Source organism: Vibrio sp. YYF0003, from assembly GCF_036350715.1.
Lineage (GTDB): Bacteria > Pseudomonadota > Gammaproteobacteria > Enterobacterales > Vibrionaceae > Vibrio > Vibrio natriegens.
Genome location: NZ_JAZDWA010000005.1, coordinates 116,513 through 128,669, shown reverse-complemented (window position 1 = coordinate 128,669; position 12,157 = coordinate 116,513). Strand labels below are relative to the sequence as shown.

12 protein-coding genes are annotated in these 12,157 nt (G+C 45.0%); 3 read left to right on the top strand and 9 right to left on the bottom strand.

Annotated elements, in window-relative coordinates:
• Window positions 1-24: 24 nt before the first annotated feature.
• The 7 genes from V1U08_RS15375 to ubiT all read right to left on the bottom strand — a co-directional run bounded on the left by V1U08_RS15375 (window position 25) and on the right by ubiT (window position 5,040).
• Entirely contained in the window at window positions 25-798 is a 774-nt protein-coding gene (locus tag V1U08_RS15375) for a TatD family hydrolase (RefSeq protein WP_330470958.1), read from the bottom strand.
• A complete protein-coding gene (locus V1U08_RS15370; RefSeq protein WP_014232870.1) occupies window positions 785-967 on the bottom strand; it encodes a DUF5363 family protein in 183 nt (60 codons plus the stop codon). The genes V1U08_RS15375 and V1U08_RS15370 overlap by 14 nt, the downstream gene beginning before the upstream one ends.
• A gap of 154 nt (window positions 968-1,121) precedes the next feature.
• On the bottom strand, window positions 1,122-2,711 hold the full coding sequence (gene prfC / locus V1U08_RS15365) for a peptide chain release factor 3 (protein ID WP_065297327.1): 1,590 nt from the start codon (window positions 2,709-2,711) through the stop codon (window positions 1,122-1,124).
• 166 nt (window positions 2,712-2,877) lie between these two features.
• Window positions 2,878-3,333, bottom strand: coding sequence for a ribosomal protein S18-alanine N-acetyltransferase (gene rimI / locus V1U08_RS15360; RefSeq protein ID WP_330470957.1), 456 nt, complete (start codon window positions 3,331-3,333; stop codon window positions 2,878-2,880).
• A gap of 72 nt (window positions 3,334-3,405) precedes the next feature.
• Window positions 3,406-3,804: a DNA polymerase III subunit psi gene (locus V1U08_RS15355; protein WP_330470956.1), complete on the bottom strand. Its 399-nt coding sequence runs from the start codon at window positions 3,802-3,804 to the stop codon at window positions 3,406-3,408.
• A gap of 221 nt (window positions 3,805-4,025) precedes the next feature.
• On the bottom strand, window positions 4,026-4,529 hold the full coding sequence (locus tag V1U08_RS15350) for a GNAT family N-acetyltransferase (RefSeq protein ID WP_014232874.1): 504 nt from the start codon (window positions 4,527-4,529) through the stop codon (window positions 4,026-4,028).
• The gene (gene ubiT, locus V1U08_RS15345) at window positions 4,513-5,040 is read right to left on the bottom strand and encodes a ubiquinone anaerobic biosynthesis accessory factor UbiT (RefSeq protein WP_014232875.1); all 528 of its coding nucleotides are present in this window, start codon (window positions 5,038-5,040) and stop codon (window positions 4,513-4,515) included. The genes V1U08_RS15350 and ubiT overlap by 17 nt, the downstream gene beginning before the upstream one ends.
• A gap of 352 nt (window positions 5,041-5,392) precedes the next feature.
• Between ubiT and V1U08_RS15340 the strand changes: the two genes are divergently transcribed.
• From V1U08_RS15340 to V1U08_RS15330, 3 genes are all read left to right on the top strand, one after another.
• Window positions 5,393-7,432 carry a sensor domain-containing protein gene (locus V1U08_RS15340; RefSeq protein WP_020333899.1) on the top strand — a complete coding sequence of 680 codons (2,040 nt, stop codon included), beginning with the start codon at window positions 5,393-5,395 and terminating at the stop codon, window positions 7,430-7,432.
• Between the two features lie 118 nt (window positions 7,433-7,550).
• On the top strand, window positions 7,551-8,564 hold the full coding sequence (gene ubiU, locus V1U08_RS15335) for a ubiquinone anaerobic biosynthesis protein UbiU (protein WP_014232877.1): 1,014 nt from the start codon (window positions 7,551-7,553) through the stop codon (window positions 8,562-8,564).
• Window positions 8,565-8,584: 20 nt separating this feature from the next.
• A complete protein-coding gene (locus V1U08_RS15330; RefSeq protein WP_330470955.1) occupies window positions 8,585-9,463 on the top strand; it encodes a U32 family peptidase in 879 nt (292 codons plus the stop codon).
• A gap of 54 nt (window positions 9,464-9,517) precedes the next feature.
• Here V1U08_RS15330 and V1U08_RS15325 read toward each other — a convergent pair whose 3' ends face one another.
• Together V1U08_RS15325 and nlpI are read right to left on the bottom strand one after the other, a co-directional pair.
• On the bottom strand, window positions 9,518-10,864 hold the full coding sequence (locus V1U08_RS15325) for an MATE family efflux transporter (RefSeq protein ID WP_330470954.1): 1,347 nt from the start codon (window positions 10,862-10,864) through the stop codon (window positions 9,518-9,520).
• 215 nt (window positions 10,865-11,079) lie between these two features.
• A complete protein-coding gene (gene nlpI, locus V1U08_RS15320) occupies window positions 11,080-11,997 on the bottom strand; it encodes a lipoprotein NlpI (RefSeq protein ID WP_330470953.1) in 918 nt (305 codons plus the stop codon).
• Window positions 11,998-12,157: the final 160 nt, after the last annotated feature.

Below are 12,157 nucleotides of genomic sequence, written 5' to 3'. Positions count from 1 at the left end.
GAATCTAAACAGTTTCTTTGAATTCTATTCACATATTGATAAGGCAAAATTGCTATTTTTCCACAGTTGCGACGCAATCGATTGCTTTTCTCCTCTACGCAACTCTACGAGCACATTTAATACATGAATGAGTTTCGCCGGGTGGTTGGGCTGCCCCTGATATCCAAGTATAGGCATATCTGGAGCGTCTGTTTCGATAAGTAGGTTTTCTAGGGCTAATTTTTGAATTGCGTCGCGGGTTTTTTGGGCTCGTGGGTAGGTAATAGTACCCCCTACACCGATGAAAAAACCTAATCTGACCCACTCCATCGCTTGCTGATAGCTACCAGCAAAAGCATGTACGACACCGCCTTTAGGTAGCTTCGCCGCTTTGACCATTTGAATAAGTCGATTGTGCGCTTTTCGGCTATGTAAAATGACCGGAAGGTCGAAACGTCTGGCGAGCTCAAATTGAGTTTCAAGCACCTTTTCTTGCAACTGAGGATCGACGTCAATAGCAAAATCTAATCCGCACTCGCCTATTGCAACGCACTGTGGCGGCTTTTGTTTGAGATAATGCTCCAGCTCAGCAAGGTGCTGCTCAAAGTTCTCTTCCAGAAAATACGGATGGAACCCGAGCGCATAGTATAAGTGTGAGTATTTCTCGGCTAAGGTTTGAATGCGTGACCAGTTTGAAGGTCCGACTGAGGGTATCAGGATTCGGCTCACCCCTTGTTCTTGAGCAAGAGCCAGGTTGTGCTCAAAATCATCCTGAAACACGTCAAAATCAAAATGACAGTGCGTATCAAAGAGCTTCATCTTGTGACTTTCTATTGCTCTCGGCAGATTTCGGTGCTGCGTTTGGCTCCTCACTCTGATGAGCAGGATCTTTTCTATAAGGCACACAGCTACGTTTTTGATCCGGCGTGAGCCCCATCTCTTTGCACCAGTCGTCGTAGCGCTTAATGCCTCTTTTCAACCAATTCATTTTTACTCCGCTATCTCTAATCACTTGTTTAACTTTAATGGATATAGTCCAATCCACATCATTTCTGCTGATATAAAAACGCCCTTAACTAAGTCTATAGCCAAGGGCGTTTTAAAATCCAGTCGCGGTGTAAGCGAGCTTCAGTTAACGTCGATTAGTGCTCACGAGTCGCACGGAAGTCAACATCCGGGAAGCGCTCTTTCGCCAGGTTCAGGTTAACCATTGTCGGCGCGATGTACGTTAAATTGTCACCACCATCAAGTGCTAAGTTGCTCTGATTCTTACGTTGGAACTCATCCAGTTTCTTCGCGTCGCCGCACTCAACCCAACGAGCCGTTGCCACGTTTACACCTTCGTAGATCGCTTCTACGTTGTATTCAGACTTCAGACGAGCCACAACCACATCAAACTGAAGCACACCAACCGCACCAACGATAAGATCGTTGTTTTGCAGTGGACGGAACACCTGTACCGCACCTTCTTCAGACAACTGAACCAAACCTTTCAGCAGCTGCTTCTGTTTTAGTGGATCTTTCAGACGAATACGACGGAACAATTCCGGTGCAAAGTTCGGGATACCAGAGAACTTAAGTGATTCACCTTGCGTGAAGGTATCACCAATCTGGATAGTACCGTGGTTATGCAGACCGATAATATCACCAGCGTAAGCGTGTTCTGCACGTGAACGGTCACCAGCCATGAAGGTTACGGCATCAGAGATACTTACTTGTTTGCCTAGACGAACGTGGTTCATCTTCATGCCTTGAGTGTAAGTGCCCGATACGATACGCATAAAGGCGATACGGTCACGGTGTTTTGGATCCATGTTTGCCTGAATCTTAAACACGAAACCAGAGAACTTCTCTTCTGTCGCTTCAACTTCACGCTCAACCGCTTGACGAGTTTTCGGCGCAGGCGCCCACTCTGTCAAACCATCCAACATGTGGTCAACACCGAAGTTACCTAATGCCGTACCGAAGTAAACTGGTGTTAGCTCACCAGTCAGGAATGATTCCAGTTCGAACTCTGGACAAGCGCCCATTACGAGTTCAAGCTCTTCACGTACGCTTTCTGCCAGATCTGCACCGACTTTTTCATCCAGTTCTGGGTTATCCAAACCTTTGATGATGCGAACTTCCTGAATCTCATGACCATGGCCAGATTCGTAAAGAATCGTCTCGTCACGGTGAATGTGATACACACCTTTAAACTCTTTACCACAGCCAATCGGCCAGGTAATTGGCGCACACATCATGCCCAGTTCGTTTTCAACTTCGTCCAAAACTTCCATTGGATCGCGAACGTCACGGTCAAGTTTGTTCATGAAGGTGACAATTGGTGTATCACGAAGACGCGTAACTTCCATCAGTTTACGAGTACGATCCTCGACACCTTTCGCTGCATCGATAACCATCAAACAAGAGTCAACCGCGGTTAATGTACGGTAAGTATCTTCAGAGAAGTCTTCGTGCCCCGGAGTATCCAGTAGGTTAACCAGACAATCGTTGTAAGGAAACTGCATCACAGAAGTGGTTACAGAGATACCACGTTCCTTTTCCATTTCCATCCAGTCAGATTTAGCATGCTGAGCATTACCACGACCTTTAACGGTACCTGCTTTTTGGATCGCGTTTCCGAATAAAAGTACTTTTTCGGTAATGGTTGTTTTACCCGCATCCGGGTGAGAAATAATAGCGAATGTTCTACGTTTAGAGACTTCGCCTAGAAAAGGTGTATTTGACATGAAACTGGTCTTCTTTGATGTCTGTATGCTTGCCTTAAAAGCAAACGCACATTTTAGATTCAATTTTGCGCGGTATTCTCGCTTATTATTGCTTTAGGGGCAACAGATCGCTTTAGGGGCAACTGATTGCTCTAGGGGCAACATCCCGAATGAAGTCTGTGGGTAACTAATGGAAGAAGATATAACTCATGATGATCGCATCTTCTTTACCATTCCCTGTTTTGGCAGGGTAATAGTTATAACGGCGGTCCAATTCATTAAAACCCGCTTGTTCATAAATATGGATGGCAGCGTGGTTACTTTCTCTCACTTCCAGCCAAGCACTTTCTGCTTTTACTTGCTCACAGTGAAATAGAAATGCATCCAGCAATTTTTGACCATGGCCTTTGCCTTGTTGCGAAGGATCGACTGCAATATTCAGCAGTGTTACTTCTCCGACAATGTTCTGAGCATAAAAATAACCAAGGACCGAGTCACCTTCTACCATTACATGGTGACAAGCACCTCGGCTTGATAAGTCACGAACTAATGACTCAGCCCAAGGATGAGAATGTGCTTGCTGTTCGATTTGCCAAACCTGTTCCAAATGCGCTTCACACATCGGGATAATTTCAATCGTCATGATTTAACCTATTTAATGCTTAGCTAGTGATACGCCTTAGATTCGTATCGCACACCAGAGCTTTTATCAGCATTACGAATAAGAACAAATTTGCTGCCAAAGTGCTCTTTTTTGTTCGTTGTTCCCATCAATGTCCTGAAGTAATGGTGAAGTGAGTTGCTTGCTGTTTGGATCCCCATTCACATCACACCCGGCAAACCATACCCACTCCAACTGATGTTCCCCTAATAAAGGGAAGCGTTCAGGTTCCAGATGCATGGCTTGATCGAGGGTTAACTTCATACTCTTAAGTATTTTCTCGAATAGGATCGCTGACTCATTCACAGGACAGATTGGGGAAACCAGTAGAAGCTTGCAAGCACTTGGCAGATCAATCATTGGTGATTGATAGCCCGCTAACCTATCTGGATGAATCAACTCCCAAGTGCTGATTCCCATTTCATGTAAGTACTGTTTCTCGTTAATCGACATTTTCCGTCACCTGTTTGAACCAGGCAATACTATCAAATTATAGTGACGATACCTAACAACCAAAGACATTGGATGTATCGATGAAGGAATAAGGGAAATAAAAAGAAAGGAAAAGATTTAACTAGAATTCGACGTTAATACGTATAGCAAAGCCATCACTTTGCGATTTACTACAGCGATTGTAAAAGCAGCCGGTTCATAACCACCAGCTGCTCAGATGCTTATAAGTCGTCGAACTCAGGCGAATAATCAATGCGACCAGAACGTCCTGCACATTGGCCTTCAACAACTTCAGCAATACGGAACGCACCTTGAGGCACTTCCCATGCGCATTCAAACCCCATCTCATCACAAGCTTTAAAGCCCTGACGAGCATAGTAATCTGGCGAGCCAAGCACGACACATACCGGATAACCAAAATCACGCAAAGAGTCGAAGCCTTCTTTGATCAACTCGGCTCCGATACCTTGACGTCGATAGTCTTCGTGTACCGCTAATGGCGCGAGTCCTTGCCATGACAAATCTTCACCATTTAAGGTAACTGGGCTAAATAAAGCATGACCAATAACTTCCCCCTCATCCGTACACGCCACCAATGACAAGGTCAGCTTGCCATTTTCACGTAAACGCATCACTAAATTAGCTTCTGCATCTGTTGGAAAAGCGTGTTTCAATAAGCGGTCAATGGTTAGAATGTCCGCAGGGGCTTCAGTTCGAATAAGCATTCGCTACTCCGGGTTGTTGTGCAGGCTCTTGAACCCCTTTTTGGACAAAATCCGCCAATTGATTCAGAGCGACTTGCATGGCTTTTGGTAACTGCTCTAAGTCCACACTGTCCATTAAGTTTTTCACTTCTAAGCCAAGCTCAGTGTCCCCTTCAATAGAAAGGCGACGTTGGAAGAACAACGTATCAGGGTCTTCTTTACGACCAGCAATTAATACTAGGTCGTTTAGATTACCACTAAAACTCACATCTTCCTGAACTGGTTTTTCAGCAACAAGTAAGTTTTCATCTTGATAGCTGATGTACCATGCTAAATTCAAGTCTTTAATCGCAACTTTTAACCACTTATCTTCCAGAAATTCAAAATCGCCATCTTCCAGCGCCTCTTTGAATATCATTTTCAAACCTTCAAGTAGGGCTTTTTTCTGAACCGTTTGAGGTAATAACTGGACTGGAGAGCGCAAGATATTGGCTGCGTTCTTGACTAGTTGACTGCGAATCTTGTTTAACACGTTCATTATCCGTTACTTTATCATCAGGGCGATCATATTAAGCAATTGTGTGAAACTGATTCCTGTTATGCATCAATAAACAGCTTGTTTTCAGATGACCAAAAATGCTTCGTTTTTTGACCTTACGTGTATTATTGATGAGAACAATGAGATAAACGCTTTAACAACTCTATTTTCAAAGTTATAGTGAACGACCGTATTTTGGTGGCAATTAACAACTCAATTCAAATAAGTCAATGACTTAACGAATGGTGGTCGGTTAACTCGTTGAACGTCACCGTAGCAACTTTTTTCAACTAGCACGTTTAAAACGGGCGAGCAATCTGGCTCATCGGAGATCGGTAACAACCTAATGCCTTCCCAGCAATTACAACATTGGTTTGCCACGCTAACCTCAAATAGCCCTTTCTTTTTCGCCATCCTTGATAAAAAACACAATTATCGAATGGTGAGTGATCGCTATTGTGATATCGCCGGATTGAGTAATGCAGAGATCATCGGACTCAACGATGTTCACGTTTTGGGAGAGCAGTTTTATAAAAAGCTGGCACCTTATTATCAACGCGCTTTCGATGGTACGCATATAGAAGCCGAGATTACTCTGGATGAAACGGATCTAGAAACCAGCCTGCATTTTAGTTTGTCGCCAGTCTATGAAGGTAACGAAATCCGGCATGTAGTTTTTCATGCTGTCGATACCTCAGAGAAACAAATTCTTGTCCGCTCCCTAGAAGAGTCCGAGAGCAAGTTTGCCAAACTCACCCAACTTTTGCCCGATGGTTTATTACTTATCGAAGAAGATGTCATTATTTCGGCGAATCCAGCATCGGCAAGGTTGCTCGGGATAAACTCACCGCATGATCTGCTTGGTGAAAAGCTTAGCCGTTTGTTCATTGATGAAAATACTAAAAAAGTCTTCGGCCACCCTTTAAGTACACTGATTTCTGATAAACCTTTTATTTGCCTAACCAGCGCGCGATGTGGATTTGAGCGTAAAGTACAGCTTCATGCTGATTCAACGGCCATTCTGGGTAGTGCCTCACAAATCATTTTGATTCAGGATGCCGACAATGCACCCAAGAATTTATCGGCGTCTTTGGGTGAAGATGCGAATATTGACTCCCTGACCAAGTTGTACAACCGTTTTGGTTTTACTAAACGCCTGGAACAACTGATCAAAAAGCAGACACCACTACTGCTCTTCTATCTGGATATCGATAACTTTAAAAATATCAATGATTCACTGGGCCATCATATTGGTGACAAAGTGATCCAAGAGGTCTCAGCACGCCTGAAGCGATTATTACCAAGTCAGGCAATTCTTGGGCACCTGGGGAGTGATGAATTCGGTATTCTGTTACCTGAGCCTGAAAATGCGCGAATGGCTGAAATTCTGTCGGATCGCATTATCTCTCTGATCAACCAGCCTTTCGATCTACATCACTTTAGTAAACGTCTTGCTTGTTCAATTGGTAGTGTCCGCTATCCAGAAGATGGCCAAGATGCCCGAATTTTGCTGCAAAACGCCGATACTGCTATGTACGAGGCGAAAGATCGCGGGCGAAACCGACTGATCAAATTCAACGATCAAATGAATAAAGAAGCGCGCATGCGTTTGTGGCTGGAAATTGAGCTACAAAAAGCACTGCAGCAAAATGGTTTGGAAGTCTGGTATCAACCAAAAGTAAACGCGCGCGATTTCAGTATCAACGGTGCAGAAGCACTGGTGCGCTGGAAACACCCGGTCGAGGGCTATATTAGCCCTGGCGCATTCATTCCCGTCGCCGAACGAGCTGGGTTAATCGAGCACCTTGGACGAGTGGTGATGCGTGATGTTTTCAATACAGTAAAACGCTGGAAGCAGCAAAGTGTATTGCCAGGGCGTGTCGCGATTAACTTATCTCCCGAGCAGTTTGGCAACCCACAACTTATCGACTTTATGGAAAAGTTACTGCGCACGACAGAGCTGGATCCAAGCTGTATTACGTTTGAGCTAACAGAAAGCGCCGTAATGAGCGACAGTGAACATACATTGCAAATGCTAAACGCCATCAAAAAACTGGGATTTGCCCTGTCGATTGATGACTTTGGAACCGGGTACTCGTCTCTCTCTTACCTAGCCCGCTTCCCTATTGATGAGCTCAAAATAGATCGCGCTTTTATTAGTGATATTGACACACTGCCTAAACAAGTAACCGTTATCGAAAACATCATCAACCTGGGTAAATCCTTAGATTTATCCGTGGTCGCGGAAGGGGTCGAAACCCATCAGCAAGCGACGCTGCTTTCTAACCTGCAATGTCACTCGATTCAGGGCTTCCACTTTTACCGCCCACAACCTAAACACGAAATTGAAGAGCTCTTTGTGCAAAATCGTCGTCACAAGAATTAACTCGTTACTCCCAAAGAGTAAATATTGAGTTTATTGAGCTAAACCTAACTTAGGTCAATTTTGCTATTCATAATCCTTCATAAAATGCGAACACCTTTTTCTCAATGATTATGAGCATATGGAACTCTTGTGTCCTGCGGGCAACCTGCCTGCATTAAAGACTGCTATTGATTGTGGCGCAGATGCCGTGTATATCGGCTTTAAAGACGATACCAATGCACGTCACTTTGCTGGATTAAACTTTCATGGCAAGAAGCTAGAGAAAGCGGTGCAATACGTTCACGACCGCAACAAAAAAATCCACGTAGCGCTCAACACATTTGCCCATCCAAATGGTTTTGAACGCTGGACAAATGCCGTAGACAACGCCGCGTCATTGGGCGTTGATGCTCTTATCGTCGCTGACATCGCGGTATTGGAGTATGCGGCGCGAAAATACCCAGAGTTAGAGCTTCATCTATCAGTACAAGCCTCAGCCACCAATGTGGCAGCCATTGAGTTCTATAAACAGAATTTCAACGTTAAACGTGTCGTGCTGCCACGAGTCCTGTCTATTCATCAGGTTAAACAGTTATCGCGTAATATCACCAGCGATGTAGAGCTAGAAGTGTTTGCCTTTGGTAGTTTATGCATCATGTCTGAAGGCCGCTGTTATTTATCGTCGTACATGACGGGTGAATCACCGAATACCGTTGGCGCTTGCTCACCAGCAAAATACGTACGCTGGCAAGAGACCGAGCAAGGTTTGGAATCGCGACTCAATAACATTCTGATTGACCGTTACAGCGAAGGGGAAAACGCGGGTTATCCGACCTTATGTAAAGGCCGCTTTGAAGCGGAAATCGAAGGTGAGAAAAAGCGCTACCACGCACTGGAAGAGCCAACCAGCCTGAATACGCTGTCTATGCTTCCGGAACTGTTTGCAGCCAATGTTGCGTCAGTAAAAATTGAAGGCCGTCAGCGAAGCCCTGCTTACGTAGAACAAGTAACTCGCACTTGGCGAGCTGCGATTGACCGTTATCAGGCAAACCCTGCCGCGTACCAAGTGGAAGAAGCCTGGAATGCAACGTTAGCTAACGTATCAGAAGGCACGCAAACCACATTAGGCGCTTATCACCGCCAATGGCAGTAGAGGTAAAAATGGAAAATTCAATGAAATACGCACTTGGTCCATTACTCTATTTCTGGCCAAAACAAGATGTGGAAGCGTTCTATCAGCAAGTAAAAGAGAGTACCGCGGACATCATCTATCTAGGTGAAACGGTCTGCTCTAAACGACGAGAAATGAAACCAGCCCATTGGTTTGATATCGCAAAAGAACTCTCCGCTGCGGGTAAACAGGTCGTGCTATCAACAATGGCGTTGCTGGAAGCACCAAGTGAAGTCAACATCATGAAGAAATACATCGATAATGGTGATTTCGCGATTGAGGCCAATGATGTTTCTGCGGTTCAGCTAGCCGCAGAGCACCGAGTGCCGTTTATTGTTGGTCCAGCCATTAATACCTATAACGCCCATACACTAAACCTATTCCTGCAACAGGGTATGACGCGCTGGTGTATGCCTGTGGAACTGTCGCGTGATTGGTTACGTGATACATTAGCGCAATGTGAGAGTCTTGGTATCCGCAATAAATTTGAAGTGGAAGTGTTCAGCCATGGCTATCTGCCACTGGCCTACTCGGCTCGTTGCTTTACGGCGCGCGCTGAGAACCGTGCAAAAGACGATTGCGAGACCTGCTGCATTAAGTACCCAACAGGCATTCAGGTAAGCAGCCAAGAGGGCCAGGAAGTTTTCAACCTTAATGGTATCCAAACTCAATCTGGTTACTGCTACAACTTAATCAATGACTTACCCGGCATGCAGGGATTAGTGGATGTGGTACGACTTAGCCCACTTGGTATCAGCACTCTATCGGAATTAGATCAATTCCGTGCCAATGAACAGGGCGAAAAACCTCAGAAACTCGAAGACCGTCAATGCAATGGTTACTGGCACCAACTAGCCGGTCTGGACGTCAAAAATATCTGACTCTAGATATACATAATGCGAGGTCAATGCCTCGCTTTATTTTGCTTGTTTCTGTCAAGACGATTGCATGCTAGGTTCAACTGGGCTCTCACTGAGCAACTTCTTCACATCACGCCACAACATACTCATTACCACCAAACTTAACGCAATGTTTGACAATGGGAAGGCAATCCAAATCCCCACCACGCCGAATATTTTAGGCATGATAAACAGAAATGGTAGCTGAACCATAATATTACCAACTGTAATGAACATCGCCTTACTGCCTTTATTCATCGACTGATAATACGCGGCCGAGACCATTAAGAAACCATCTAAGAACAAGGCAAACATGTGAAAGCGGATACCCATCACTGCACTTTCAATTAACTGCTGATCCGAGCTATTAAAGACCGAAACGACCTCATAAGGGAAAACATTCAACAAGGAAACAAAAGCAAAGCCTCCCAGCACCGCGGTGCCCATGGCTATCTTTAGCAGCTTACGAATATTTTGCGGATTACGCGCCCCATGGTTATAGCTCACCAGAGGCTGCATGCCATTAGCAATGCCCTCTGCAACTAAGAAATAAACCGTGACGATATAACCGAGAATCGCATACGCACCGATCAATAACGCACTACCATATTGAGCAAACAACGAATTATGCAGTGCCACCATGATCGAGCCGTAAGCGTACATAAAAAAGCTCGAGCTTCCGATCATCACGACCTTAGGCACGAACTCAAACTGTATTTGCAAATCGCTAAAACGTAAGCGCAGCTTGGCTTTAGAACTGAAGAAGTAACCAATACCAAGAACCGTCACGACCATCTGTGCCAACGCGGTTGCAATGGCAGCTCCGGTCAACTCCCAGCCCAACCAAGCAATAAAGACATAATCTAGCGATATGTTTATCGCAGCACCTGTCACCATCAGTATCGTGGCTAAGTTAGGGCTATCATCGTTTCTCAATAAAAATGGCGCAGCGATCGATCCAAGCGTGAATATGCACGACACAATCAATATTTGTAAGTACTGTAGACCTAGCTCGTATACTTGACCTTGCGCTCCTTGCCAACGAATAAAATCGTCCGAAAAGTAGAAAAGAACCATCGCAACGACTGGCATCAATGCGGCGAGTAATAATAACCCGGTAGATAAAATGCGTTTGGCACCTTCTTGGTCTTGTTCACCACGCTTGATGGAAACAAGAGCCCCCGTACCGACGCCAACCATCATGCCGACGCCTAAGATTGTCCCAATCACAGGCCACGCCACGTTGATTCCAGCCAGCCCATCAGCACCAACATAGCGGCCAATAAAAATGCCGTCGATCACTTGATACAAACCATTCACCAACATGGCAGCAACGGTTGGAATCGTGTACTTCCAAAACTGTCTATATATCGAGCCTTGCATAACAACCACCAGCAGTTAGCAAAGCTAACCAATTAATATTAATAATTATTTTGTTCTGTCTGGACAAAAACATGTATAACAAAACACGAACAGCAAACGTGATGAGTTCTAATCAAGTAAGACTAACCAGAGAAGACACTCGCCTTTACTTACCGGAAAAGAACATCCGTCGAGTCACGACAGCATCAAAAAACCGCTCAGTGAGCGGCTTTAGACTAGTTATCTGGTTGTTGCTCAGCTTTCAGCTTAGCCATCCTGTCCTGCTGCAACTGCTCATAAATCTGAGCTAACTCGAGAAATGAGTACCGATGCTCTACGTAATCATAAACGTTGAAGGATATCGCCAATTTATACAGTGATATTGCACTCGCCAAATCGCCTTGCAGCTGATGACGCTTCCCTAAGTAAAAGTAAGTCTCCGTGAGTCGCTCAGCAAGACGGTAGTTCTCTCGTGTACCATCCATGATCAATTTCAGCGCTTGCTCATCTGAAACGTCACGCAGCATAATGGCCACTAAGACCCATCCCCACTCTTCACTTCGATCTCGTTGATAGTGCTTCTGCAGATTCGCTTTTGCTTGCTCCGGATCCTGTTCAGCTTCAATGATGTAAAGCCACAACGCACGAAATGGATCGCTTGGCATCTCTTCATAGTGCTTATTCATGTCTTCCAGAGCGAGTTCAATCCGGCCGCCATAATACAACGCGATAGCACGGTTTCTTTCGGCATACGTGTTATCAGGAGCCAGTTCTAAGGTTGAATCAAAGGCTTCATAAGCGGCATCAAACTCTCCAACCTGAGTAAAGTAAACCCCTAATAGATTGAAGATATCAGGTTGAGCAGGGTTCAATTGTAAAGATTGGTTGAAATCCAAACGAGCAAGGTCACGTAAGCCAACGCTGTCATAGTAATTGCCGCGCTCATAGTGCATTTTTGCACGAACTTCATCACTCAGATCAGGGCGTTGAAGAAGCTGAGATAAACGCGCAATTTGCACCTCTTGCTGCACGCTAGGTTGCAGAGGTACCGCCATTGGTGGGTAAACCCACTGCATGGCCGATTGCTGAGAAGTATTTGCACAACCGGTCAGTACGATAGCAACACATAAACTTGCGGTTTGAAACCATTTCACTAATTGATACTCCTAATTTGGACTGCTCCGAGTCTGTTTCTCTTATGCCTTATCTTTATATGCAATAGTAGAATAAATTGCCTCACCTGAGGGTAAACGCCTCGAAACAAAACAAAAAAAGGGGAGCAAAATTGCTCCCCTTTTATAGCATGCTTTCAGG